Here is a 25208-nt window from a genome sequence, read left to right on the forward strand (position 1 = left end):
TTCATGGCGTTCACCCGCCCGACCGGCAAGCACCGCCGTCCGAGCCGTATCTCGCGCACGACCGCCAGTGCCGCGGGCGTCGCGGCGCTCACCACCACCGGAGTCATCTCGGGCCTGGCCGCGCCGGCCCTCGCCGCCGAAGGCAGCTCCGCGGAGTACGCGCACACCGGCCTCACCCAGTCCATCTCCGTCGGTGACTCCCTGGCCGGCGAGATCGACGCCCAGGCCGCCGCCCAGAAGCACGCCGCCGCCGAGGCCGAGGCCCAGAAGAAGGCCGAAGCCGAGGCCCGCGCCCAGGCCGCGGAGGCCAAGCGCAAGGCCGCCGAGGCCAAGCGCAAGGCCGAGGCCGCCGCGAAGGTGAAGGCCCAGAAGGAGCGCGAGGCCAAGGAGCGCGCCGCCCGCGAGGCCGAGCGCAAGCGCCTGGGCTCGTACGTCTCGCCGGTCGCCGGCAGCTACGTCTCCACCGGCTACAAGACCGGCGGCGCCATGTGGTCCTCCGGCAGCCACACCGGCGTCGACTTCCACGCCGCGTCCGGCACCCAGGTCCAGGCGGTCGCCGCGGGCACCGTCGTCGAGGCCGGCTGGGGCGGTGCCTACGGCAACAACGTCGTGATCCGCCACAACGACGGCACGTACACGCAGTACGGCCACATGTCCTCCCTCAGCGTCACGGTCGGCCAGGCGGTCACCCCGGGCCAGCAGATCGGCCTCTCCGGCTCGACCGGCAACTCCAGCGGCCCGCACCTGCACTTCGAGGCCCGCACCGGCGCCGACTACGGCTCCGACATCGACCCCGTGGCGTACCTCCGCTCGCACGGCGTCAACGTCTGATACCCGACACCGGCGTTCGCACCGCGGCGCCCGTGTCCGAATCCCGACTCAACGTCTGAATCCTGACGTCGGGACCCGCCCGGACGTACGAAAGCCCCGGCTCACCCGAGCCGGGGCTTTCCGCGTATGCGTACCCTTTTGGCCAAAAGATATCCATGGATTCCGGCCGACCGTCGGAAAATCGGGCCTGCTGCAATAGAGTTCATGGCGGCAGGGTCCATGGAGTCGTTGAACGAGCGCCATTCGACGCGTCGGCCGACGCGTTTCGCGGGTATTAAAGCGGAGGTCCGTCATGCGCATTCCCGCGCACTCGGTATGCACGGCCATCCGGGACGACATCGTCTCCGGTGTCTACGAACGCGGCACGCGCCTCACCGAGGAACTGCTCGCCCGCCGCTACGGCGTCTCCCGCGTCCCCGTGCGCGAGGCCCTGCGCACGCTGGAGGCCGAGGGCTTCGTCGTCACCCGCAGGCACGCGGGCGCCTGCGTCGCCGAGCCCACCGAGCAGGACGCCGCCGACCTCCTGGAGATCCGCGCCCTCCTGGAGCCCCTGGCCGCCGCCCGTGCCGCCCAGCGGCGCACAGAGGCCCATCTGAAGGTCCTGCGCGGGCTCGTCCGGCTCGGCAAGGAGCGCTCCCGGCACGGCGGCACCGAGGACCTCCGCTCGCTCGACGGCTGGTTCCACGAGACGCTCACGCAGGCCTCCTCGAGCCCCGGCCTGATCACCCTGCTCACCCAGCTCCGCCACAAGATCGCCTGGATGTACGTCACGGAGCCCCAGGCCGCGCCCGCGCAGACCTGGTCCGAGCGCGCCGCCGTCGTCGACGCGGTGGCCCGCGGCGACGCGGAGCGGGCCCGTACGCTCACCGTGCTGCACGCCGAACGGGCCGCGGTGGCGCACCGGCCGCGGGGCGGCGTCCGCGGCGGGCGTGTGAGGGAGTCGCAACATGCCGTAAACACGGTGAGCGCCCGGAATTAACGGCGACGCCGTATACAAAGAGAGACGTGTTCCCGAGCAGCGCTTATCGCTGTCCGCAATTCGACTGCGGGTATGTGCTGGATATGCGCTCGGTATTCGCTCGATATGCGAACCGGAGCGTAATCCGGTTTGCGCGGGGTACGTAGTCAGGCATTCCCGGGCTGCGCAATCGCATAGGTGCCGGATATGCAAAAGGCCCGCCCTGTGTTTCGGGCGGGCCCTTCACATATAAGACGTATAAGTCGGATGGCGCTCTCTGTGTGCAGAGCACCGTCCCACTAGACAGTCTCGGGGAGCTCCTCAAGCCCCTCGGCGACCAGCTTCGCCAGACGGTCGAGAGCGGCGTCCGCGCCCTCGGCGTCCGAAGCGAGCACGATCTCCTCGCCGCCCTGCGCACCCAGACCGAGCACCCCGAGCATGGAGGCGGCGTTGACCGGGTTGCCGCCGGCTTTGGCGATCGTCACGGGGACGCCGGCGGCCGTGGCCGCACGGACGAAGATGGAGGCGGGCCGGGCGTGGAGGCCCTCGGCCCAGCCGACGTTGACGCGGCGCTCAGCCATGTGTTGCTGCCCTTCCAGGTGTCTCACACTTGTCTAGACCACTATCTCATGCCGACCCGAATGCTCTTGCCGGACGTCCGTCACCACCCGCCACGGACGTACGTCCCTTACCCGGTCGCCCTTCGACCACTCCTACACTGCCCCGGCCCAGGCGACCGCGCGACCCGTACCCTGGCCCCATGCAGACCCCGCCGGACCGGCACCCCTACCCCTCCCACTGGGAGGCCGACGTGGTGCTGCGGGACGGGGGCACCGCCCGGATCAGGCCCATCACCGCCGCCGACGCGGACCGCCTGGTCAGCTTCTTCGAGCAGGTCTCCGACGAGTCGAAGTACTACCGCTTCTTCGCGCCGTACCCCCGCCTGTCCGCCAAGGACGTGCACCGCTTCACCCATCACGACCAGGTGGACCGGGTGGGCCTCGCGGCCACCGTGGGCGGCGAGTTCATCGCGACCGTGCGCTTCGACCGCATCGACGCCCAGGGCCGCCCCGCCTCCGCGCCCGCCGACGAGGCCGAGGTCGCCTTCCTCGTCCAGGACGCCCACCAGGGCCGCGGCGTCGCCTCCGCGCTCCTCGAACACATCGCGGCCGTCGCCCGCGAGCGCGACATCCGCCGCTTCGCCGCCGAGGTCCTGCCCGCCAACACCAAGATGGTCAAGGTCTTCACGGACGCCGGCTATCAGCAGCAGCGCAGCTTCGAGGACGGCGTCGTACGCCTCGAACTCGACCTCGAACCCACCGACCGCTCCCTCGCCGTCCAGCGCGCCCGCGAACAGCGCGCCGAGGCCCGCTCCGTGCAGCGCCTCCTCGCGCCCGGCTCCGTCGCCGTCATCGGCGTGGGCCGCTCCCCGGACGGCGTCGGCCGCGGCATTCTGCGCAACGTCCTGGGCGCGGGTTTCACCGGCAGCCTGTACGCCGTGAACAGCGCCCTCCCCGAAGGGGACACCGAAATCGACGGTGTGCCCGCCCACCGCTCCGTGCGCGACATCGCCGACCCCGTGGACCTCGCTGTCGTCGCCGTACCGGCCGAACGCGTCCCCCAGGCCGTCGCCGACTGCGGCGAACACGGCGTCCAGGGGCTCGTCGTCATCTCCGCCGGATACGCCGAGAGCGGCCCCGAAGGACGCGAACGGCAGCGCGAACTCGTCCGCCAGGCACGGTCCTACGGGATGCGCATCATCGGACCGAACGCCTTCGGAGTCATCAACACCTCTCCGGAGACACGCCTCAACGCATCCCTGGCGCCGGACCTGCCGCCCGCCGGACGCCTCGGCCTGTTCACCCAGTCCGGCGCCATCGGCATCGCGCTCCTGTCCCGCCTGCACCGGCGCGGCTCCGGACTGTGGGGCCTGTCCACGTGCGTCAGCACCGGCAACCGCGCGGACGTCTCCGGCAACGACGTGCTCCAGTACTGGTACGACGACCCGGACACCGACGTCGCCCTGATGTACCTCGAATCCATCGGCAACCCCCGGAAGTTCACCCGCCTCGCCCGCCGCACCGCCGCCGTGAAGCCCCTCGTCGTGGTCCAGGGCGCCCGGCACAGCGGCATCGCGCCGACCGGCCACGCGGGCGCCGCCACCCGCCTCCCGCACGCCACCGTGTCGGCGCTGCTGCGGCAGGCCGGGGTGATCCGCGTGGACACGGTGACCGAACTCGTCGATGCCGGACTGCTCCTCGCCGGGCAGCCGCTGCCCGCCGGACCCCGCGTCGCCATCCTCGGCAACTCCGAGTCCCTCGGCCTGCTCACGTACGACGCCTGTGTCGCCGAAGGCCTGCGGCCGCTGCCGCCCCTCGACCTGACGACCGCCGCGTCCCCGGACGACTTCCACGCCGCGCTCACCGCCGCGCTGGCCGACGAGGGCTCCGACGCGGTCGTCGTCACCGTCATCCCGTCCCTCGGCGAGTCCACCCGCCAGGGCGAGGACAAGTCCCTGGCGGCGGCCCTCCGCTCCGCCGCCGCGAGCTGCCGCACCAAGCCCGTCACCGTCGTCCACGTGGAGCTGGGCGGCCTTGCGAAGGCCCTGTCCGCGGCCGCGAGCACGGGGCCGCGCGCCGCGGCGCTCACGGACACGAGCGGCCCGAAGGGCGCGGCCCATCCGACGGACCAGGCCCGCCCGGCGGACGTAGCGGCCCCTGTGGAACCCGCGCACCCGGCCCACCCGGCCGATCCACCGCGCCCGCAGGCCGCGACCGGGGCGCCGCCGCCCCCGGCCGACCCGCACCCCACCACCGACCCCCCACCCCACCACCGCATCCCCGCCTACCCCGCCGCAGAGCGCGCCGTCCGGGCCCTCGCCGAGGCCGTCAAGTACGCCCAGTGGCGCCGCGACATCGCCGAGCCCGGCAAGGTGCCCGAGTACGACGACATCGACGAGCAGGGGGCGGGCGAGCTCGTCGAGCGGCTCCTGGCCAAGGCCGACGACGCCCGCGGCACCACCCTCGACGCGGACGACGCCCACGACCTGCTCGGGCGGTACGGCATCCGCGTACGCCGGGCGCTGCCCGCGCCCGACGCCGACACCGCCGTCCGCGCCGCCCGCGAGGCGGGCTACCCGGTGGCCCTCAAGACCACCGCGCCCCATCTGCGCCACCGCCCCGACCTCGGCGGTGTCCGCCTCGACCTCGCCGACGAGGAGCAACTGCGGCGCGCCTACCGGGAACTGACCCACACCCTCGGCAGGCCCGCCGAGCTGCGGCCGGTCGTCCAGGCCATGGTGGCCCGCGGTGTGGACACCGTCGTCCGCGCGGGGCACGACCCCGTCGCCGGTGCCGTGCTCTCCTTCGGGCTCGCCGGGGCGGCCTCCGAGCTGCTCGGCGACACCGGCCACCGGCTGATTCCGGTCACCGACCGTGAGGCGGGCAACCTCGTCCGGTCGATCCGGACGGCCCCGCTCCTGTTCGGCTGGCGCGGCTCGGCCCCCGTGGACACCCCCGCCCTCGAAGAGCTCCTGATGCGCCTCTCCCGGCTCGTCGACGACCACCCCGAAGTGGTCACCGTCTCACTGGAGCCGGTGGTCGTCGCCCAGGAAGGACTCTCCGTGCTCAGCGCGGCCGTCCGCCTCGCCCCACCGCCCGCCCGCGACGACCTGGGGCCCCGCACCCTGCCCGCGTACTGACCGGCACTCCGCCCCCGGACCGGCCGAACGCCCCGCGCGCGTGCCCGGCGACCGCACACGGGGGGTGCCCGCGCGGCCACTGGGCACCTTGGGCCAGGCGCCGGGTCGTAGGATGGGCGGCATGGCAAAGACCGGTACGACGACCCAGGGGCTGCGCGCGGCGATCGAGCGCAGCGGCTACTACCCGGCCCTCGTGGCCGAGGCGGTGGAGGCCGCGATCGGCGGCGAGACCATCGGGTCGTACCTGGTCCACCAGGAGACCACGTTCGACGCGAACGAGGTCCGCCGCCACGTGACGGTCCTCGTCCTGACGGACACCCGCTTCATCGTCAGCCACACCGATGAGCAGGCGGCCGACTCCACGTCCCCGACGCCGTACGCCACCACCTCCACCGAGTCCGTGAAGATCGGCCGGATCTCGTCGGTGGTCGTCAGCCGCGTCGTCGCCAACCCGGAGAAGTACGTGCCGGGGTCCCTGCCCCGCGAGGTCGTCCTCACCATCGGCTGGGGCGCCGTCTCCCGCATCGACCTGGAGCCCGCCGCCTGCGGCGACCCCAACTGCGAGGCCGACCACGGCTACACGGGCAGCTCCACGGCCGACGACCTGAGCCTGCGGGTCAGCGAGGCCGGCGACGGCCCCGACACCGTCCGCCAGACCCTCGCCTTCGCCCAGGCCCTCTCCGAGGCCACCGCGGCCGGCACGGACAACAGCCGCTGATGGCGCACCCAGCCTGGGACGACATCCAGCCGCTCGCCCTCGACTCCGCGCCCCTGCCCGCGTACGGCACCGGATCGCTCGCCGACCTGCTGCCCACCCTGGTCGCCCACCAGGAGGTGGACGGCTTCGCACCGGCCATCCCCGAGCTGGCCCCCGCCGACCGCAACTGCGTCTTCCTGATCGACGGCCTCGGCTGGGAGCAACTGCGGGCCCACCCCGCCGAAGCGCCCTTCCTGACCTCGCTGCTCGGCTCCTCGCGCGGCGGCACCGGCCGCCCCATCACGGCGGGCTTCCCGGCCACCACGGCGACCTCCCTGGCCTCCGTGGGCACCGGCCTGCCGCCCGGCGCCCACGGCCTGCCCGGCTACACGGTCCGCAACCCCGACAGCGGCGAGCTGATGAACCAGCTCCGCTGGAAGCCCTGGACCGACCCGCACGCCTGGCAGCCGTACCCGACGATCTTCCAGCGCGCCCACGAAGCGGGCATCCACACCGCGCAGGTGTCCTCGCCGACCTTCGAGCACACCCCGCTCACCAAGATCGCCCTCAGCGGCGGCACCTTCCGCGGCCGTCTCTCCGGAGAGGACCGCATGGACCTCGCCGCCGAGCAACTCGCCGCCGCCGACCGGTCGCTGGTCTACACGTACTACGCCGAGGTCGACGGCAAGGGGCACCGCTTCGGTGTCGACTCCGATGCCTGGCGCGGCCAGCTCATGTACGTCGACCGGCTCGTCCAGCGCCTCGCCGAGCAGCTGCCGCCGCGCAGCGCCCTGTACGTCACCGCCGACCACGGCATGCTCGACATCCCCTTCGACGAGGCCTCCCGCATCGACTTCGACGAGGACTGGGAGCTGCGCGCCGGCGTCGCCCTGCTCGGCGGCGAGGGCCGCGCCCGTCACGTCTACGCCGTGCCCGGCGCCGAGGCCGACGTCCTCACCGTCTGGCGCGAAGTGCTGGGCGAGCAGTTCTGGGTGGCGGGCCGGGACGAGGCGATCGCGGCCGGGTGGTTCGGCCCGCGCGTCGACGAACGCGTCCACGGACGCATCGGGGACGTCGTCGCCGCCGCCCACGCCGACGTGCTCATCACCGCCTCCCAGAGGGAGCCCAGGGAGTCCGCGATGGTCGGCAACCACGGCTCGATGACCCCCGCCGAACAACTCGTACCGCTCCTGGAAGTACGCTCCTAGCTACTTCTTGACGTGTACGTCACCGACGGCACCCCCACCTCGTACGCCCCCGCGCACCCCTTCGCGCATCACTGAAAGGCGCTCAACCCCCCATGCCTGAGCTGGTGTTCTTCTCCGGAACGATGGACTGCGGGAAGAGCACCCTCGCGCTGCAGATCGAGCACAACCGCTCGGCACGCGGACTGCAGGGCATGATCTTCGCGCGCAACGACCGCGCGGGGGCGGGCAAGCTCTCCTCGCGGCTCGGCCTGGTCACGGAGGCCATCGAGGTGGCCGACGACCTCGACGTGTACGCCTATCTCGTCGACCACCTCTCCCGCGGCGCCCGCGCCGACTACGTCATCGCCGACGAGGCGCAGTTCCTCGCGCCCGAGCAGATCGACCAGCTCGCGCGCGTGGTCGACGACCTGGGTGTGGACGTCTTCGCGTTCGGCATCACCACCGACTTCCGCTCCAAGCTGTTCCCCGGCTCCCAGCGCCTGGTCGAACTCGCCGACCGCGTCGAGGTCCTCCAGGTCGAGGCCCTGTGCTGGTGCGGCGCCCGCGCCACCCACAACGCCCGCACCAGCGGCGGCCAGATGGTCGTCGAGGGTGCCCAGATCGTCGTCGGCGACGTCAACCAGGCGGCCGACGAAGTCGGGTACGAGGTGCTGTGCCGCCGTCACTACCGGCGCCGCATGACGGCGGCCTCCGCGCGCGCGGGCGCGCTGTCTCCCGACGTGCTGCCGGTCGACACCCCCCTGGAGCGGTCCTAGCCACCAGGACGGCACCCTGGCGGGGGCGGCCTGGCCCCACCCGGACGCGCGCTCACTTCGTGCCGGGGCGCTCCGAGCGGATGAGCGTGAAGACCGCGCCCTCGGGGTCGGCGACCGTCGCGATCCGCCCGTACCGGTCGGCCCGGGCAGGGGCGATCACATGGCCGCCGAGCTCGACCACCCGCGCCGCCGAGGCATCCACGTCCGCGGCCTCGAAGTACGTCATCCAGTGCGCGCCCCGGTCGCCCGGCAGCTCCTGCCCGACACCGCGCACCGACGCCACCGGGACGCCGTCCAGGCGCAGGGTGAGGTAGTCCAAGCCGGCGCTGGTGGCGGCCTCTTCGGCGTAGCCGAACAGGGTTTGGTAGAACTTCGCGACCTCCTCCGTCTCCCGGGTCAGGAGCTCGTTCCAGGTCGGCGTGCCCGGCACGCCCGCGGCCGCCGTGCCCAGGTGCTCCGCGGCCTGCCAGATGCCGAACACCGCACCCGCCGGGTCCGACGCGATCACCATGCGCCCGGCCTCGCCCGCGTCCAGCGGCCCCACGCCGACCGTGCCGCCGCAGTGCCGCACCATCTCGGCCGCCTCGCCCGCGTCGTCGGACGCCAGGTACGGGGTCCACGCGATGGGCAGATGGCGGTCGGCCGGCAGTTGTCCGATTCCCGCCACCTCGCAGCCGTCGAGCATCGCCCGCACGTAGGGGCCGAGCTGCTGCGGCCCGGGCTCATAGGTCCAGCCGAAAAGCGCCGCGTAGAACTCCTGGGTCGCAGCCAGGTCGTGCGCCATCAGGCTCACCCAGCAGGGCGTGCCGGGTGTGCGCCGCGCGCCCTCGGCGCGCCCGTCGTCCGGCCACCGTGCCTCGGTCATCGTCACTCTCTCCTCGGGCCCTCGTGACTTCGACAGCCCGGCGACGACGAACCACGACTAACAGAGTTCGAGTTTTGGCATCTGTTGTCTGTTAGCTGTCATCCGTCGTAGCCCAGCCGCTGCCACTCCGCTTCGATTCCGCTTCGATTCGCTGTCCGAACGCGCGTGCTTTCGCCGCGCGTATGCCCGTCCGTGCAGATGCTCGCATCACCTGTCGCCCGGCGCGCCCCGGCCGCGCCGCGCTCGCGGGCTCCCTCGCGGAGGATGCCCGATTTGCCATTTCTCATCCGTTAACGCGCGATTGCAGGGTTGTGTCCATCTGCGGTACGCGGCGTGCTCGTCTCCGTACGCCGCGTGTCCGGGCGTGGTCCGGCCGAGCAGGGTATCCGGAGCTGAGCGCGGCGGCCACCCCGTGCGCAAGGATGGGGCCCATGAATGCCATCATCTCCGCATCCGAACTCGCGAGCGACCTGGCGGGCGAGAATCCGCCAGTGCTGCTCGACATCCGTTGGCAACTGAGCATGGCGAAGGCAGCCGGGGAGCCGCCCTTCGACGGGCGGGCCGAGTACGCGGCCGGACATGTGCCGGGAGCCGTCTTCGTCGACCTCGACGCGGACCTCGCGGGCCCGGCGGGCGCCGGGGGCAGGCACCCGCTTCCGGATGTCGAGCACTTCGGCGCGGTCATGCGGGCGGCCGGGGTCTCGGCGGACCGGCCGGTCGTCGTGTACGACGGCGGGCAGGGCTGGGCCGCGGCGCGCGCCTGGTGGCTGCTGCGCTGGACGGGTCACCCGGCGGTGCGGGTCCTGGACGGCGGGCTCGCCGCCTGGACCGGCGAGCTGGAGTCCGGCGAGGTGACCGCTCCGGTCGCGGGCACGTTCACGCCGGTCCCGGAGTCCGTGGGCCGCGTGGACGCGGACGGTGCGGCGGCCCTGGCCCGCTCCGGCCTGCTCCTGGACGCCCGCGCCGCCGAGCGCTACCGCGGCGACGTGGAGCCCATCGACCGGGTCGGCGGCCACATCCCCGGCGCGGTCTCGGCACCCACCACGGAGAACGTCGCGGCGGACGGCCGCTTCCACCCCGCCGACGAGCTGGCGGCCCGCTTCAAGTCCCTGGGAGCGTCCGACACTTCAGAGGTCGGCGTCTACTGCGGCTCCGGCGTCTCCGGCGCCCACGAGGTCCTCGCCCTCGCGGTGGCGGGCATCCCGGCGACGCTGTACGTCGGCTCGTGGTCGGAGTGGTCGTCGGATCCGGGGCGGCCGGTGGCTACGGGGGCGGAGCCGCAGTAGTCCGGTGGGCGTGGCCGGGGGCGGGAACGGGGGCTCACGGTCCGTCGGTCGAGCGGCTGCCCGCCCTCGCCGCACCGCCCTGGTGGGCGTGACGCTTTGTCGACACGGCCCGGCGGCGCCATTGGCCACTCGGGTTGTGGTTGACGAGTGAAGGGCCTGTGCGCATCTCGCGTACAGACCCTTCACTGTGGTCCCGGCCGTTCGGACCGGCGTGCGGCGGCTGCTTTCGCGGACTTTCCGCGCCGACCGTCGCTACCGTGCGCCCGCTTACTCCTGCTTCTTGCGCCGGGTGCCGAAGACGATCTCGTCCCAGCTCGGGACGGCGGCGCGGCGGCCGGGGCGGACGCCGTCCGCCTCGGCCTGGCGGTCCGTGGAGCCGACGAGGCGGTCCCTGTGGCTGGCCACGGCACGCGGCATCAGGACGTCCGCGTACGCGGAACCTGCGGACGCGGCGGTCGCGGGCGGCTCCTCGGCTTCCGGCTCCTGCTCGGGCTCCTCCTGTGCGGACGGCAGTTCGGCGGGTGCCGCGGCGGGACGCTCGGGGACGACCATGTCGCCACGGAAGCTCGGCACGGCCTCCAGGAGGCTGGTGAGCGAGTCGCGTTCCTGCTCGGCGACGGCGGCGGGTGCGGCGGGCTCCTGCTCGGAGTCGGGCACGGGCGCGCCGGGGCGCTCCAGGGCGCGGTCGAGCGGCCGGTCCCGGGGGAGCCGGGCGATGCGCGGCACGAACGGGAAGCTGGGCTCGGGCGCCGCGATGTCGTCGGTCTCGCCGATCAGCGCGCGGGCCTCGTCGTCGACGGCCTGGACGAGCCGCCGCGGTGGGTCGTACGTCCAGCTCGCGGAGTGCGGCTCGGTCGCGACGCGGTAGACGAGCAGGACCTCCCAGGTGCCGTCGTCGCGGCGCCAGGAGTCCCACTGCACGGTCTCCTTGTCGGCGCCGCGCAGCAGCAGCCGCTCCTGGACGGCCTCGCCGAGCTGGGGTCCGGTGTTCTCGCCGGGACGGCGCACGGGGGTCTTCCGGGCCCGCTCGGCCATGAAGGCGCGCTCGGCGAGCACGGGGCCCTCGAAGCGGCGGACGCGGTCGACAGGGATGCCGGCGAGCGAGGCGACCTCTTCCGCGCTGGCACCGGCACGTATCCGGGCCTGGATGTCGCGGGGGCGGAGGTGGCTCTCCACCTCGATCTCGATCTGTCCGAGCCGCGGCCGGTCGCCACGCACGGCGGCGCGCAGCCGCTCGTCGATCGGAAGCGTGTACTCCGTGCTGTCCGCAGCTTTCAGCACCAGTCGTGTGCCGTCGTTGCTGACGGCCACGACACGCAGTTCGGGCATGGGGACCTCCCGGGTGGTGCCTGCCGACGTCACGTGCGTCGCTGCTTCCGCTAGTCGAGTGTGGCCTGCCCGGGTGCAGCCTGCCACAACCTTGCCGAGTTGCCCGGCGTGTCGGGCATGGGCCCTGGATCGCCGTTATGGCACGGTTACCGATTCGCGACGCTAAGTGACCAACTCGATCACCCTGTGCAGCGATCCCCCTCCCGGCGGTCCTGGCTGGCCCCGGGCACCCTGGCTGGAGACCGGACCCAGGGCTCGCAACACTACTCCATTCGGGCCACCCGGGTGGCCCGGCACGCCGCCGAACTTCTCACGCGGGAAGGGAGTTGGCGTCAGCCGATGCGATGAGTCCCCCGCGCGCGCGTGGCGCTCTTCACGAAAAAGCCAAAAACGGAACTATCTGCTTCGGGTGTACGTCCCTTTCTCATGTACCTCGCGTAGCTCATACGTGAATGCGTAAATCGTGCGTGAAGTCGAGAAGGGCAGGCAAGGTCCGCAGATGCGTGAAAAGCCGGAAACCGGCGGGGAGTCGACGGATACGACGGAGGGTGAGCCGGAGAAGAAGCGGTTCGAGCTGAGTGTGCCGCAGGTGGCGGGGAGTGCCGTGGCGGCCGTCGTGGCCGCCAAGCTCGCCTCCTCCTTCGGCGTCTACGGAACGATCCTCGGCGCCGGTGTGGTGAGCGGCATCGCCACCTGCGGCGGCACGGTCTTCCAGCACTTCTTCTCGCGTACGGGCGAGCAGATACGCGACGTGGCGGTGCAGGCGAAGCCGAAGGCCCAGCAGGTCCCGGTGACGCAGGCCGCGCCGGTGCCGGAGACGTTCCAGGCGCGGGCCCACGCGGGCGGCGGCCCGGTCACCACGACGTGGGGGAGGGCGACACCGGACGCCGACCCGACCGCGGCGCTCCCGGCGGTCCACCCGGCCGACCCCACCACGGCGCTCCCGGCGGTCCACCCGGCCGACCCCACCACGGCGCTCCCGGCGGTCCACCCGGCCGACCCCACCACGGCGCTCCCGGCCGTCGATCCCGCCGACCCCACGCCCGCGCTCCCCGTGGCCGGAACCGACCCCGAGCGCACCCAACTGCTCGGCTCCGTGGACGCCACCCAGTTCCTGCCGCAGGACCAGCAGACCCGCGTCCTGCGCCAAGCCGGACCCGCGGCCACCGCCGGACCCCACGGCCCCGTACCCCCCGGCGGTCCGGCCCCCGCCGACCCCCCGTACCCCTCGGACGAGTTCTCCGAAGGCACCACTCACCGCACGCGTGTGCGGAGCTGGAAGCGGCCGTTGGTCGCCGCGGCCCTGGTCTTCGGCGTCTCGCTGGCCGGGATCACCACGTACGAGCTGGTGAGCGGCAAGAGCTTCAGCGGCGACGACAAGAGCACCACGATCCGGGACGCCTTCTCCAGCACCGGCTCCTCGTCGAAGAAGAACGACCCGCCGTCCACCGACGACCCCGAGCAGCCGTCGGACGGCGGAACGTCCGGCTCGGACGACGGATCGAAGCAGGACGACGACACGTCCAAGGACCCGTCGGGCAAGCCCTCGCCCGGAGACGACACCGGGTCGGGCACCGGGAACGGCTCCGGCACGGACAAGGACAACGACACCGGCAACGGCTCGGACCAGGGTGACGGCTCCGGAGACGACGGCTCGAAGCCCGACCCGAAGCCCACCCCCACGCCGACCCCGACGCCCACGCCGACCCCGTCGAACGGCGGCGGCACGGGCAACGGGAGCGGCAGCGGCAACGTCCAGGAGCAGCAGACGCCGGAGCAGTGACGCGCGGGGCGAGCCGCGTCAGTCGCCGAGGACCCGCCGCAGATAGGGGTTGGCGAACAGGCGGTCCGGGTCGAGGCGGTCCCGCAGGGCGGTGAACTCGCCGAAGCGCGGATAGGCCTCGGCCAGGTACGCGGCGTCGCGGGTGTGGAGCTTGCCCCAGTGGGGCCGTCCTTCGTGGGCGGTGAAGATCTCCTCCGCGGCGCTGAAGTACCGGCGCATCGGCGTGCCCCTGTAGAGGTGGACGGCGATGTACGCGCTCTCCCGGCCCGAGGCCGTGGAGAGCGCGATGTCGTCGGCGGGGGCCGTGCGGACCTCGACGGGGAAGCTGACGCGCAGCGGTGACCGCTCGATCATCGACTTCAGCTCGCGCAGGGTCTCGACCAGAGCCTCGCGCGGGACGGCGTACTCCATCTCGACGAAGCGCACCCGGCGCGGGCTGGTGAAGACCTTGTACGGGATGTCGGTGTAGGTGCGGGCCGACAGGGCCTTGCTGGAGAGCTTCGCGATGGTGGGGATGGTGGCGGGCAGTGCCCTGCCGAGCGAATTGGCCACCTGGAAGAGGCCGTTGGAGAGGAGTTCGTCCTCCACGAAGGCGCTGATCGCGTTCGGGGGAGCGGCCGGGCCGACGCTGCGGTTGTTGCGCTTGGTGTTGCAGTTGCCCGTGTGGGGGAACCAGTAGAACTCGAAGTGCTCGTTCTCGGTGACCAGTTGGTCGAACTCGGCGGTGACCTGGTCGAAGGCCATCGGTTCCTCGCGGGCCTGGAGGAAGAAGAGGGGCTCTACGGAGAGCGTGATCGCGCTGATGACGCCGAGCGCGCCGAGCCCGACGCGGGCGGCGGCGAAGACGTCCGGGTGCTCGTCCTTGGAGCAGGTCAGGACCCGGCCGTCGGCGGTGACCAGCTCAAGTGCGGTGATCTGGGCGGCGATCGAGGCCGAGTCGCGGCCCGTGCCGTGCGTCCCGGTGCTGACGGCGCCGGACACCGTCTGCTCCATGATGTCGCCCATGTTCGTCAGTGACAGGCCCTCGCGGGCGAGTGCGGCGTTCAGGCGCTTGAGGGGCGTGCCCGCCTCCACGGTGACGGTGCCGGCGGCACGGTCGATGTTCCGGATGCCGGTGAGGAGGTCGGGCCGCACCAGGAGGCCGTCGGTCGCCGCCACGGCCGTGAAGGAGTGACCGGTGCCTACGGGCTTGACCTTCAGGCCGTCCTCCCGGGCCCCACGGATCGCGGCGACGAGCTCGTCCACCGAGGCGGGCGTCGCCTCGCGCGCGGGCCGCGCGGCCACCGTGCCCGCCCAGTTACGCCACGTCGTCGGCCTTTTCGAGCCGATCGCTGCCGCTCCCGTGCCCCTGCCCGTTCCCGTGCTCATGGGTCCCTCCCCGTCGCGGAACCGGCCGTTGCAGCCGGCGATACCCCAGCAATCCCACCACCACCGCGACCGCCCCGGACACCCCCGGGACCGCGTAGCCCGCGCGCGAGCCCGCGGCGTCGATCACCCAGCCGGCCATGGCGGAGCCGAGCGCCACCCCGATGGCGAGTCCGGTGCTGACCCAGGTCATGCCCTCGGTCAGCTTCGCGCGTGGTACGTGCTGTTCGACGAGGGCCATTGTCGTGATCATCGTCGGCGCGATGGACAGACCCGCGACGAAGAGCGCCGCGGCCAGAAACGGAAGATTCCCGACCAGTTGAAGCGGGATCATACTCACGGCCATCGCGCAGACGCCCAGCAGCCAGCGGCGCTCGGGAGCCCCCTTGAAGTGCAGCAGCCCGAAGCCGACCCCCGCCAGGCAGGAGCCGAGCGCGTAGACGGCGAGCACCAGGCTCGCGGCGCCCTTGTGGCCCTCGTCCTCGGCGAACGCCACCGTGACCACGTCGACCGCGCCGAAGATCGCGCCGGTCGCGACGAACGTGGCAACCAGGACCTGCAGGCCCCCGGAGTGCAACGCCGAGCCCCCGGTGTGGTGTTCGCGCGGATGCGGCACCGGCTCGGTCGCGCGCTGCGCCGTGAGCCAGAAGACGCCGACGGCGAGGAAGCCGCCCGCGAGCAGTGGACCGGCCTCGGGGAACCAGGCCGTGGACAGGCCGATCGAGATGATCGGCCCGAAGATGAAGCAGATCTCGTCCACGACGGACTCGAAGGAGTACGCCGTGTGCAGCTGTGGGGTGTCGCGGTACAGGGCCGCCCAGCGGGAGCGGACCATCGATCCCACGCTCGGTACGCAGCCGACGAACGCGGCGCAGAGGAACAGCGTCCAGTCCGGCGCCTCGAACTTCGCCGCGAGCAGCAGCCCCGACACCGCGACCAGCGACATCAGGGTCGCGGGTCGGAGCACCCGTCGCTGGCCGTGGCGGTCCACGAGCCGGGAGATCTGCGGGCCGATCGCCGCGGCGGACAGCGCGACGGTGGCCGACAGCGCGCCCGCGAGGCCGTACCGCCCGGTGAGCTGGGAGATCATCGTCACGATGCCGATGCCCATCATCGACAGCGGCATCCGCCCGAGGAAGCCCGCGACGGAGAACCCCTTGGAGCCGGGGGCGGCGAATATGGCGCGGTAGGGGCTCGGCACGTGGCACTCCGCGGGGGCGGCGGAGCGCTCGGACAGCGGGCTCCGGTAAGGCGTGAAGATGGCCGATACAGCTTACGTCTGCCGGGGCGGGAGCGCACCGCGTTTTTCACGCGGCCGGGTGGCGGTTTCACCGCTGTCAGTGGCGAGTGGCAGGATCAAATACATGTCCGAAGCGCTGGATCCCACTCCCTACGACGCCTTGCTGCTGCTCTCGTTCGGCGGCCCCGAGGGGCCGGACGACGTCGTCCCGTTCCTGGAGAACGTGACGCGTGGCCGCGGCATCCCCAAGGAGCGCCTGAAGGAGGTGGGGCAGCACTACTTCCTGTTCGGCGGCGTGAGCCCCATCAACGATCAGAACCGCACCCTCCTGGACGCCCTGCGCAAGGACTTCGCGGTGCACGGCCTCGACCTGCCGGTGTACTGGGGCAACCGCAACTGGGCGCCGTACCTCACGGACACCCTGCGCGAATTGGTCCGGGACGGCCGCCGCCGCGTCCTGGTCCTGGCCACCAGCGCGTACGCGTCGTACTCGGGCTGCAGGCAGTACCGCGAGGACCTCGCGGCGGCCCTCGCCACCCTCCGGGACGAGGGCCTCGACGTGCCCCGCGTGGACAAGCTGCGGCACTACTTCAACCACCCCGGCTTCGTGCGCCCCATGATCGACGGTGTCCTGAAGTCCCTGGCCGACCTCCCCGAGGACGTGCGCGACGGCGCCCACCTGGCCTTCACGACGCACTCCATCCCCACCTCGGCGGCCGACACCTCCGGCCCCGTCGAGGCCCACGGCGACGGCGGGGCGTACGTGCGCCAGCACCTGGACGTGGCGCGCCTGGTCGCCGCCGCGGTCCGCGAGGAGACCGGCGTCGACCGCCCCTGGCAGCTCGTCTACCAGTCGCGCAGCGGCGCCCCGCACATCCCCTGGCTCGAGCCCGACATCTGCGACCACCTGGAGGAGCGGCACGCGGCCGGTGCCCCGGCCGTGGTCATGGTCCCGATCGGCTTCGTGTCGGACCACATGGAGGTCCTGTACGACCTCGACACCGAGGCCACGGCGAAGGCCGCGGAGCTGGGCCTGCCGGTGCGCCGCTCGGCCACCGTCGGCGCCGACCCGCGCTTCACCGCCACGGTCCGCGAGCTGGTCCTGGAGCGCGCCGCCACCGAGAGCGGGCGCGCCCTGACGCCCTGCGCCCTGGGCGCCCTCGGCCCGAGCCACGACCTGTGCCCCGTGGGCTGCTGCCCCGCCCGCACCCCCAAGCCCGCGGCCGCGGGCGCCGACAGCCCGTACGCCTAGGAGCACCGTGACCGACCCCGCCCCGCAGGACGAGCTCAAGGCCGAGCTTCTCGCGGTCGCCCTGGAGGCCGCGAGCCGCGCCGGTGGGCTGCTGCGCGACGGCCGCCCGGCCGACCTGGGCGTCGCCGCGACCAAGAGCAGCGCCGTCGACGTCGTCACCGAGATGGACATCGCCTCCGAGAAGCTGATCACCGACTTCTTCGCCGACCGCAGGCCCGGCGACGGCGTGCTCGGCGAGGAGGGCGCAAGCTCCGCGGGCACCAGCGGCGTCCAGTGGGTCATCGACCCCATCGACGGCACCGTGAACTACCTGTACGGCCGCCCGGACTGGGCGGTGTCGATCGCCGCCCGCAAGGACGGCGAGACCCTGGTCGGCGTCGTCCACGCGCCCGTTCGCGGCGAGACGTTCCGCGCGGTGCTCGGACAGGGCGCGTACGTCGACGACCGGCCCGCCCGGGTCCGCCCCGCGCCCCCGTTCGAGCAGGCGCTCATCGGCACGGGCTTCGGGTACGTCGCCGAGCGGCGCGCCCGGCAGGCCGAGGTCGCCCGGCACCTGCTGCCGCGCGTGCGGGACATCCGGCGGTGCGGCTCCGCTGCCATCGACCTGTGCGACGTGGCGGCCGGGCGCCTGGACGCGTACTACGAACGGGGCCTGAATCCCTGGGACTTCGCGGCCGGGGATCTCATCGCCCGGGAGGCGGGCGCCCGCACCGGTGGGCGGCCCGGAGAGCCCCTGTCGGGCGAACTGGCGGTGGCGGGCCCGCCCGGCCTCTTCGAGCCCCTCCAGGCCCTCCTCGACGACCTCGGCGCCTGGCACGACTGACCGGCCCCCGACGGGCCGCCGACCGGCCCCGCACCGGGATCAGTGCCCCGCACCCGGACCGGTGCCCCGCACCGGGATCGGAACAGCGCCCGCCGACCGCACCCGCACGCGACAGGGCCCCGACACCTCTCACGAGGCGTCGGGGCCCTGTCGCGTGCAGAACCGGACCGGACGCTGGAGACGTCGCGGTCAGTGGGTCGGGGCGGCGACCTCCACGCCGTGCTCGGCTGCCAGGCGGTGCAGATCCTCCAGCTCGGCCAGTTCCACCTCGGCCAGGAAGTCGTCGCCTGTCTCGCGGGCCCGCGTGAGGTCGGACTCCGTGGTCTTTATGCGCTGCAGGAGACCTGCGGTGAATGCGTCCATGGTTGCGCCCCCTCGGCTGGGTCGTGGGTCGGTGGCACGGGGGTGTGCCGTGGAGAAGGGGCGATCACGTCCGGCGCCCGCTGCGTGCAGCAGGTCGTGGCGTGCCACATACGAAGCGTGATCGCGGGTGTAAGGCCGTCCTCCCCCTGCCCTCTTCGACGGAAACCTCAACCGGAGCAGAAAATCCCGTATTCCCGGGGCCCGAGGCCGCCTTACAGCCGGTTTATGGCCGAAAGGGGCAGGATGGAGGTCTCACTCCACGTACAGGCCTGCTCTGGCGCGTCCGCGCGCCGGGCACAGAGGAAGGACAAGCGACGTGCGCGTACTCGTCGTCGAGGACGAGCAGCTGCTCGCCGATGCGGTGGCCACCGGACTGCGCCGGGAGGCCATGGCAGTCGACGTCGTGTACGACGGCGCGGCCGCCCTGGAACGCATCGGCGTGAACGATTACGACGTGGTCGTCCTGGACCGGGACCTGCCCGTCGTCCACGGCGACGACGTCTGCCGCAGGATCGTCGAGCTCGGCATGCCGACGCGCGTCCTGATGCTCACGGCCTCCGGCGACGTCAGCGACCGCGTCGAGGGCCTGGAGATCGGCGCGGACGACTACCTCCCCAAGCCCTTCGCCTTCAGCGAGCTGACCGCCCGCGTGCGCGCCCTCGGGCGGCGCACCAGTGTGCCGCTGCCGCCCGTCCTGGAGCGCGCCGGCATCAAGCTCGACCCGAACCGCCGCGAGGTGTTCCGCGACGGCAAGGAGATCCAGCTCGCGCCCAAGGAGTTCGCGGTCCTGGAGGTGCTGCTGCGCAGCGAGGGCGCGGTGGTCTCCGCCGAGCAGCTCCTGGAGAAGGCCTGGGACGAGAACACGGACCCGTTCACGAACGTAGTCCGCGTCACCGTCATGACCCTGCGCCGCAAGCTCGGCGAGCCCGCCGTCATCGTGACGGTGCCGGGCTCCGGCTACCGGATCTGAGCCCGGTGGCCGCGACCCCCGCGCCCCCCGGGGCGCCCCCGAAGCCCACCTGGGACCCGAGGAAGGTCGAAGCGCCCTTCCCGTGGCTGCGCCCCACCATCCGCATACGGCTCACGCTGCTGTACGGCGGCATGTTCCTGATCGCCGGCATCCTGCTGCTCTCGATCATCTACCTGCTCGCCGCGCAGGCCCTGAACACGGGCAATGAACCCCTGTTCAAGATCGTGGGCGGCCGGGAGATCCGGGTGACCAGCGACAACTGTCCGCAGGCCGCCTCGGGCAACCTGCTGATCGCCGAGTTCAACTCCGCGATCAGCGCCTGCACCGACCACCAGCGCCAGGTCGCCCTGGACAACCTGCTCAGCCGCTCGCTGCTCGCCCTGCTCGGCCTCGCGGTCATCGCCTTCGCCTTCGGGTACGCGATGGCGGGCCGCGTCCTGTCCCCGCTGGGCCGGATCACCCGCACCGCGCGCGCGGTGGCGGGCTCGGACCTGTCCCGGCGGATCGAGCTGGACGGCCCGGACGACGAGCTGAAGGAGCTGTCGGACACCTTCGACGAGATGCTGGAGCGACTGCAGCGGGCCTTCACGGCCCAGCAGCGCTTCGTCGGCAACGCCTCGCACGAACTGCGCACACCTCTGGCGATCAACCGCACGCTCCTCGAAGTGCACCTGTCCGATCCCGGCGCACCCGTGGAGCTGCAACAGCTCGGCAAGACGCTGCTCGCCACCAACGAGCGCAGCGAGCAGCTCGTGGAGGGCCTGCTGCTGCTCGCCCGCAGCGACAACCAGATCGTGGAGCGCAAGCCCGTGGACCTCGCGGAGGTCGCCGACCGCGCCGTCGACCAGGCGCTGTCAGAGGCCGACGCCAAGGGCGTGCAGATTCGCGGCGAGCGGGGCCCCGCCGTCGTGCAGGGCAACGGCGTGCTCCTGGAACGCATCGCGCTGAACCTGGTGCAGAACGCGGTGCGCTACAACGTGAAGGAGGACGGGTGGGTCGAGGTCACTACGGAGACCCAGCACGGCCAAGCCGTCCTCGTGGTGACCAACACCGGGCCCGTGGTGCCCGCGTACGAGATCGACAGCCTCTTCGAGCCCTTCCGGCGCCTGCGCACCGAGCGCACGGGCAGCGACAAGGGGGTCGGTCTCGGCCTGTCCATCGCCCGGTCGGTGGCGCGGGCCCACGGGGGCCGTATCATCGCGGAGCCGCGCGAGGGGGGTGGGCTCGTGATGCGAGTCACCCTGCCGATCTGAGATGCTGCCGCGAAGCGCCAGGATGTTCGCTTTACGCGGAATTTTCGGGACCTGATCTCCGAGGATTCCTGTGTGATCGATCACAGGAGCGATTTTTCGGCCATCTACTCTCCGTGACTGTTGAAGTCGCCGGAAAGCCGGGAAAATCCGGGTTTTCGGGGGTCTTGATCACGGGAAGTACTCGGGGTGGCGCCCGTGAAGTGCGACATTCGGACCGTGTACGGTCCCGATCGCCATCCAAACCGATCACCTCTTCAGGGGTGCGGTTGGGTGTCGATTGAGTAACAGACCTTGATGTGAGGCAAAATCTCCGCCTCAGGTCGGGCACAAGTCCGGCCTCTCACGCGTTACGTGCGCTGAGACACCGCAGACACCCAGAGGGGGAGAGCGACATGGCAACGGACTACGACACCCCACGCAAGACCGACGATGACGTCAACGAGGACAGCATCGAGGAGCTGAAGGCCAGGCGGAACGACAAGTCGACGTCGTCGGTAGACGTCGACGAGTTCGAGGCTGCCGAGGGCCTGGAGCTGCCCGGCGCGGACCTGTCCAACGAGGAGCTCGCCGTGCGCGTGCTCCCCAAGCAGCAGGACGAGTTCACGTGCATGAGCTGCTTCCTGGTGCACCACCGCAGCCAGCTGGCCCGGGAGAAGAACGGCCAGCCGATCTGCCGCGACTGCGACTGAGGCGGGGTCGGCCGTGACAGGCTCGACCCCGTCCAGGAAGCACCGCTTCCAGGACCAGGGAGCGGACGCGGACGTGCCCGAGGGTGCGTCGGAGGCCGAGCGGGGCCCTGGGGCCTCGCTCGACCCTGCCGGTACCTCGCCGCGCGGCGAGGGCGCCACAGGGGCACACAGCGCCGCTGAGGCGGCGTACGAGGCGGTTCCCGTGCTGGTGCGCGGTTCCGCCCTGGAAGTGCTGGAGACGGCCGCCCTCGAGGCGGCGGACAGGGAGTACGGGGACGGCACGGAGGCGGACGAGCAGGGGGCCCGAGGCAAGGGCCGCCGCCTCACCGCAGTCACGAACGGACTGAAGAACGGCGTGCGCCGCAGTGGGCGCAGCGCCAAGGCCGGCATCGGCTATCTCGCCGACCGGATCATCGAGAACGCCCCGCGGGTCCCGGTCCGCGACCTGGCGACGCTCCGCAAGCAGTTCCCGGGCCTCGGCCCCGAGCAGCTCGCGGACAAGCTCATCGCCGGGGCGGCGAACGCGACCTCCACGGTGGGTGCCGGAGTCGGCGCGGCGGCGATGCTGCCCGTGCCGCCCGCGATGCCCGCCGAGCTGGCCGCCGAGATCACCGGCGTCGCCGCCATAGAGCTGAAGCTCATCGCGGAGCTGCACGAGGTCTACGGCCGCCGGCCCGAGGGCAACCTCAAGGAGCGCAGCGCCGCGTATCTGCGTGCCTGGACCGAGGAGCGCGGCATCGACGTGGTCAAGCCCACGTCGATCAACGCGGCGCTCGGCAGCCAGATGAAGCGGGAACTGCGCCAGCAGATCATGAAGCGGATGGTGCGCAACCTGCCGAACCTGCTGCCGTTCATGGTGGGCGCGGCGGTCGGCGCCGTGATGAACCGCAGGGACACCAAGAAGCTCGCCGAGCGCGTCCGGGGCGACCTGCGTCGCAGTCAGGTGCCGTGGGACGCCCTCGAGGGCCTGCCGCCGCTGGAGGCGCCCGCGGATCCGCTGCGCCTGGGGAAGAAGCCCAAGGAGCTCGGGGGCTGAACCTCTCGCCCGCGCCGCCCCGGGCTCCGGGTGCCGCGCCGGGCTGTGACTCCTCCGCCGCGCTCGGGGCTCCGTGACGGGCTGTGACCCCTACGCCGCGTACGGCGCCCGCGGCGCTACGCCGCGCGTACCGCCTTCAAAGCAGCCGCCAGCCCTTCGGGGTTCCGCGTCGACAGGTACACGTACGGAGTGGGGTCCGCGGGGTCCGTGACCTCTACCCGCAGCGCCGTAGGGATGTAACTGCGCAGCACCATGAAGGCGCGCGGGTCCGCCTTGTAGGTCCGCCAGGCGCGCGCCTCCTCCTCGTCCAGGGCCTCGGCCGCCCCCAGCGCCGTCACCGGGATCTTCGCGTCACCGGCGACCAGGGAGCCCGCCACGACCCGGATCCGCACCGCGCCGTAGGTGCTGGTGAGGACCGCCGCCAGGGCCGTCCCGCCGACCAGGCCGCCCAGCAGGGGCAGCGTGCCGAGCGGGAGCATCGTCAGGCCCGCCGCGACACCGACCAGGACCGAGACGAGCCACCACGAACGGGGCGCGGTCAGGCGTTCTTCGTAAGGCTGCATGAAGCCAAGCTTGGCACGGTGCGCGACGGCCGCTGACGCGGAGGTAAGGTCTGCGCCTGTGAGTGGTACATCAGCAGGTCTGACACCCCCGGCGGACGCCATACGTCCAGCCCGCCACCCGGACGCGCCCGCGCCCGGCGAGCTCATCGGCGCGCACTACGCGCACTGTTTCGGCTGCGGGGGAGGGCAGGCCCACGGGCTGCACCTGGAGGCACGGGCCGGTGAAGGCGTCGCCATCACCGCCGAGTTCACGGTGCGCGAGGCGCACCAGGGGGCTCCCGGCCTCGCACACGGTGGCGTGCTCGCCACCGCGCTCGACGAGACGCTCGGCTCCCTGAACTGGCTGCTGCGGGTGATCGCGGTGACCGGACGCCTGGAGACGGACTTCCGGCGGCCCGTTCCGGTCGGCACCGTGCTGTTCCTGGAGGCGGAGGTGACCGCCGTCGCCGGGCGCAAGATCTACTCCACCGCCACCGGCCGGATCGGCGGGCCCGAAGGTCCCGTCGCCGTCCGTGCCGACGCCCTCTTCATCGAGGTGAAGGTGGACCACTTCATCGACAACGGCCGCCCGGAGGAGATCCGCGCGGCCATGAACGACCCGGACCAGATCCGGCGCGCCCGCGCCTTCGAGGTGAACCCGTGACCCACCCTGCTCCTTTGGACGTGCTGATCAGGCGCGTCGACCCCGACGTACCGCTGCCGGCGTACGCGCAGCCCGGCGATGCCGGTGCCGATGTGCGCACGACCGAGAGCTGCGAACTGGCCCCCGGTGAACGGGCGGTGCTGCCGACCGGGGTTTCCATCGCGCTGCCCGAGGGGTACGCGGCCTTCGTGCACCCCCGGTCGGGCCTCGCCGCACGCTGCGGTGTCGCCATGGTGAATGCCCCGGGGACGATTGATGCCGGGTACCGTGGGGAGATCAAGGTGATCGTGGTGAATCTCGACCCGCGCGAGAGCGTGCGGTTCGAGCGCTTCGACCGGATTGCCCAACTGGTCGTCCAGCAGGTCGAGAAGGTGCGCTTCCAGGAGGTGGCGGAGCTTCCCGGCTCGGTGCGGGCCGAGGGGGGATTCGGGTCCACCGGAGGCCATGCCGCCGTGGGCGTCAGCGCGGATGAACAAACGGGTGGGAATCGATACGCGTCGGTCGTATCCGACCGGGAAGGACAGTGACGTGTTCGGACGTCGCAAGAAGAGCGGTGCCGCCGAGGACGCGGCGAGCGAGGCCGAGCAGGTCGTCGACGGCATCGACAACGAAGGTGCCGAGGACGCTGAGGGCGCTGAGCCGCAGCGTGTGAGGCTGGAGCCGGAGCCGCGCCCCGACGGTCCCTGGGACGCCTCCGAGGTCCGCGAGCCCGGCGAGGGCCGGGTCGACCTGGGCGGGCTTTTCGTGCCGGGGGTCGAGGGCATGGAGCTGCGCGTGGAGGTCGCCGGTGACGCGATCGTCGCGGCCACCGTCGTGCTCCAGGACAGCGCCGTGCAGCTGCAGGGCTTCGCCGCCCCCAAGCGCGAGGGCATCTGGGGCGAGGTCCGCGAGGAGATCGCTTCGGGCATCACGCAGCAGGGCGGTGTCATCGACGAGGTCGAAGGTCCGCTCGGCTGGGAGCTGCGCGCGCAGGTGCCGGTGCAGCTGCCGGACGGCACGGGCGGCTTCCAGGTGGTCAGGTTCGTCGGGGTGGACGGCCCGCGCTGGTTCCTGCGGGGCGTGATCTCCGGGCAGGGGGCCGTGCAGCCGCAGGCCGCCGGTCTGCTGGAGCAGATCTTCCGGGACACCGTCGTGGTCCGAGGCGAGGGCCCGATGGCCCCGCGCGACCCGATCGTCCTCAAGCTGCCGGACGACGCGCAGATGGTGCCCGAGGGCGTCCAGCAGGAGGACCAGGAGACCTCACGGTTCTCCGGCGGCATGGGCCAGCTCGCGCGCGGGCCGGAAATCACCGAAGTACGCTGACGAACCGGCCACCGACGCGTCCGCACGGTTGACCGGGCGGCGCCGGGGCAGCGGGCCGGGTTGATCGGAAAAGTTGCGAGCCGATGGGCCGCACTCCCTTATGGGGGTGCGGCCCATCGGTGTTTTCCCAGGTGGAAACGGAACGCGTAAGAGAGTCGTCAATGCGGCACCCATGCCCGTATGGGAGGTGTCAACGGCGATCAAAACCTGCCAGCGAGGCGGTTTCCTCAACAGGTCAGCAATTCCGAATCTCATCTAGGAGCACACGATGGCCGACGTGGCCTTCGTCGTCACCAC

24 protein-coding genes are annotated in these 25208 nt (G+C 72.2%); 17 read left to right on the plus strand and 7 right to left on the minus strand.

Features of this window, described 5'->3' with window-relative positions; translation table 11 throughout:
• Positions 1-3 precede the first annotated feature (3 nt).
• Complete coding sequence (locus IE274_RS31900; protein ID WP_190119415.1) at positions 4-831, plus strand: M23 family metallopeptidase; 828 nt, start codon at positions 4-6, stop codon at positions 829-831.
• 292 nt (positions 832-1123) lie between these two features.
• Entirely contained in the window at positions 1124-1810 is a 687-nt protein-coding gene (locus IE274_RS31905; protein ID WP_190119416.1) for a GntR family transcriptional regulator, read from the plus strand.
• A gap of 278 nt (positions 1811-2088) precedes the next feature.
• On the opposite strand, the gene IE274_RS31910 is transcribed toward IE274_RS31905, so the two are convergent.
• Positions 2089-2370: an HPr family phosphocarrier protein gene (locus IE274_RS31910; protein ID WP_030357341.1), complete on the minus strand. Its 282-nt coding sequence runs from the start codon at positions 2368-2370 to the stop codon at positions 2089-2091.
• 179 nt (positions 2371-2549) lie between these two features.
• Between IE274_RS31910 and IE274_RS31915 the strand changes: the two genes are divergently transcribed.
• The 4 genes from IE274_RS31915 (at position 2550) to IE274_RS31930 (ending at position 8149) form a co-directional block, all read left to right on the plus strand.
• The gene (locus tag IE274_RS31915; protein WP_190119417.1) at positions 2550-5489 is read left to right on the plus strand and encodes a bifunctional acetate--CoA ligase family protein/GNAT family N-acetyltransferase; all 2940 of its coding nucleotides are present in this window, start codon (positions 2550-2552) and stop codon (positions 5487-5489) included.
• A 121-nt stretch (positions 5490-5610) separates the two neighbouring features.
• The gene (locus IE274_RS31920) at positions 5611-6207 is read left to right on the plus strand and encodes a DUF5998 family protein (protein ID WP_190119418.1); all 597 of its coding nucleotides are present in this window, start codon (positions 5611-5613) and stop codon (positions 6205-6207) included.
• Positions 6207-7394 (plus strand): alkaline phosphatase family protein, encoded by a 1188-nt coding sequence (locus IE274_RS31925; protein ID WP_190119419.1) that lies wholly within the window; start codon positions 6207-6209, stop codon positions 7392-7394. Before IE274_RS31920 ends, IE274_RS31925 begins: the two co-directional genes overlap by 1 nt.
• Before the next feature lie 92 nt (positions 7395-7486).
• Positions 7487-8149, plus strand: coding sequence for a thymidine kinase (locus IE274_RS31930; RefSeq protein ID WP_190119420.1), 663 nt, complete (start codon positions 7487-7489; stop codon positions 8147-8149).
• Between the two features lie 52 nt (positions 8150-8201).
• Here the strand turns inward: IE274_RS31930 and IE274_RS31935 are convergent, their stop codons facing one another.
• Entirely contained in the window at positions 8202-9014 is an 813-nt protein-coding gene (locus tag IE274_RS31935) for a VOC family protein (RefSeq protein WP_190119421.1), read from the minus strand.
• 431 nt (positions 9015-9445) lie between these two features.
• Between IE274_RS31935 and IE274_RS31940 the strand changes: the two genes are divergently transcribed.
• Positions 9446-10300, plus strand: coding sequence for a sulfurtransferase (locus tag IE274_RS31940; protein ID WP_190119422.1), 855 nt, complete (start codon positions 9446-9448; stop codon positions 10298-10300).
• A gap of 267 nt (positions 10301-10567) precedes the next feature.
• Here the strand turns inward: IE274_RS31940 and sepH are convergent, their stop codons facing one another.
• Positions 10568-11629 (minus strand): septation protein SepH, encoded by a 1062-nt coding sequence (sepH, locus tag IE274_RS31945; protein WP_190119423.1) that lies wholly within the window; start codon positions 11627-11629, stop codon positions 10568-10570.
• Positions 11630-12128: 499 nt separating this feature from the next.
• Between sepH and IE274_RS31950 the strand changes: the two genes are divergently transcribed.
• Positions 12129-13412 (plus strand): hypothetical protein, encoded by a 1284-nt coding sequence (locus IE274_RS31950; RefSeq protein ID WP_190119424.1) that lies wholly within the window; start codon positions 12129-12131, stop codon positions 13410-13412.
• Positions 13413-13430: 18 nt separating this feature from the next.
• Here IE274_RS31950 and IE274_RS31955 read toward each other — a convergent pair whose 3' ends face one another.
• A complete protein-coding gene (locus IE274_RS31955) occupies positions 13431-14780 on the minus strand; it encodes a D-arabinono-1,4-lactone oxidase (protein WP_190119425.1) in 1350 nt (449 codons plus the stop codon).
• Complete coding sequence (locus IE274_RS31960; RefSeq protein ID WP_190119426.1) at positions 14710-15978, minus strand: MFS transporter; 1269 nt, start codon at positions 15976-15978, stop codon at positions 14710-14712. The genes IE274_RS31955 and IE274_RS31960 overlap by 71 nt, the downstream gene beginning before the upstream one ends.
• Before the next feature lie 163 nt (positions 15979-16141).
• On the opposite strand from IE274_RS31960, the gene IE274_RS31965 reads away from it, so the two are divergent.
• Complete coding sequence (locus IE274_RS31965; protein ID WP_190119427.1) at positions 16142-17269, plus strand: ferrochelatase; 1128 nt, start codon at positions 16142-16144, stop codon at positions 17267-17269.
• A 7-nt stretch (positions 17270-17276) separates the two neighbouring features.
• Positions 17277-18092: an inositol monophosphatase family protein gene (locus tag IE274_RS31970; protein WP_190119428.1), complete on the plus strand. Its 816-nt coding sequence runs from the start codon at positions 17277-17279 to the stop codon at positions 18090-18092.
• Between the two features lie 189 nt (positions 18093-18281).
• On the opposite strand, the gene IE274_RS31975 is transcribed toward IE274_RS31970, so the two are convergent.
• Positions 18282-18455, minus strand: a complete 174-nt coding sequence (locus IE274_RS31975; protein ID WP_169786659.1) for a hypothetical protein — start codon at positions 18453-18455, stop codon at positions 18282-18284.
• A 316-nt stretch (positions 18456-18771) separates the two neighbouring features.
• On the opposite strand from IE274_RS31975, the gene IE274_RS31980 reads away from it, so the two are divergent.
• The 4 genes from IE274_RS31980 to IE274_RS31995 all read left to right on the plus strand — a co-directional run bounded on the left by IE274_RS31980 (position 18772) and on the right by IE274_RS31995 (position 22403).
• Complete coding sequence (locus tag IE274_RS31980; RefSeq protein WP_190119429.1) at positions 18772-19425, plus strand: response regulator transcription factor; 654 nt, start codon at positions 18772-18774, stop codon at positions 19423-19425.
• Positions 19426-19430: 5 nt separating this feature from the next.
• Complete coding sequence (locus tag IE274_RS31985; RefSeq protein WP_190119430.1) at positions 19431-20678, plus strand: sensor histidine kinase; 1248 nt, start codon at positions 19431-19433, stop codon at positions 20676-20678.
• A gap of 392 nt (positions 20679-21070) precedes the next feature.
• Positions 21071-21367, plus strand: coding sequence for a DUF4193 domain-containing protein (locus IE274_RS31990; protein WP_030357326.1), 297 nt, complete (start codon positions 21071-21073; stop codon positions 21365-21367).
• Between the two features lie 13 nt (positions 21368-21380).
• Entirely contained in the window at positions 21381-22403 is a 1023-nt protein-coding gene (locus IE274_RS31995) for a hypothetical protein (RefSeq protein WP_190119431.1), read from the plus strand.
• Between the two features lie 116 nt (positions 22404-22519).
• Here IE274_RS31995 and IE274_RS32000 read toward each other — a convergent pair whose 3' ends face one another.
• Positions 22520-22966 (minus strand): DUF3093 domain-containing protein, encoded by a 447-nt coding sequence (locus tag IE274_RS32000; protein WP_190119432.1) that lies wholly within the window; start codon positions 22964-22966, stop codon positions 22520-22522.
• A gap of 58 nt (positions 22967-23024) precedes the next feature.
• Between IE274_RS32000 and IE274_RS32005 the strand changes: the two genes are divergently transcribed.
• Genes IE274_RS32005 through IE274_RS32015 form a run of 3 tightly spaced genes read left to right on the plus strand, consistent with a single transcriptional unit; the run spans position 23025 to position 24911 of the window.
• Positions 23025-23609 carry a PaaI family thioesterase gene (locus IE274_RS32005; protein WP_190119433.1) on the plus strand — a complete coding sequence of 195 codons (585 nt, stop codon included), beginning with the start codon at positions 23025-23027 and terminating at the stop codon, positions 23607-23609.
• Positions 23610-23629: 20 nt separating this feature from the next.
• Positions 23630-24136 carry a dUTP diphosphatase gene (dut, locus tag IE274_RS32010; protein WP_190119479.1) on the plus strand — a complete coding sequence of 169 codons (507 nt, stop codon included), beginning with the start codon at positions 23630-23632 and terminating at the stop codon, positions 24134-24136.
• 1 nt (position 24137) lies between these two features.
• Entirely contained in the window at positions 24138-24911 is a 774-nt protein-coding gene (locus IE274_RS32015; protein WP_190119434.1) for a DUF3710 domain-containing protein, read from the plus strand.
• The last annotated feature ends 297 nt before the right edge of the window (positions 24912-25208 follow it).

The organism is Streptomyces flavofungini (assembly GCF_014650815.1).
Lineage (GTDB): Bacteria > Actinomycetota > Actinomycetes > Streptomycetales > Streptomycetaceae > Streptomyces > Streptomyces flavofungini.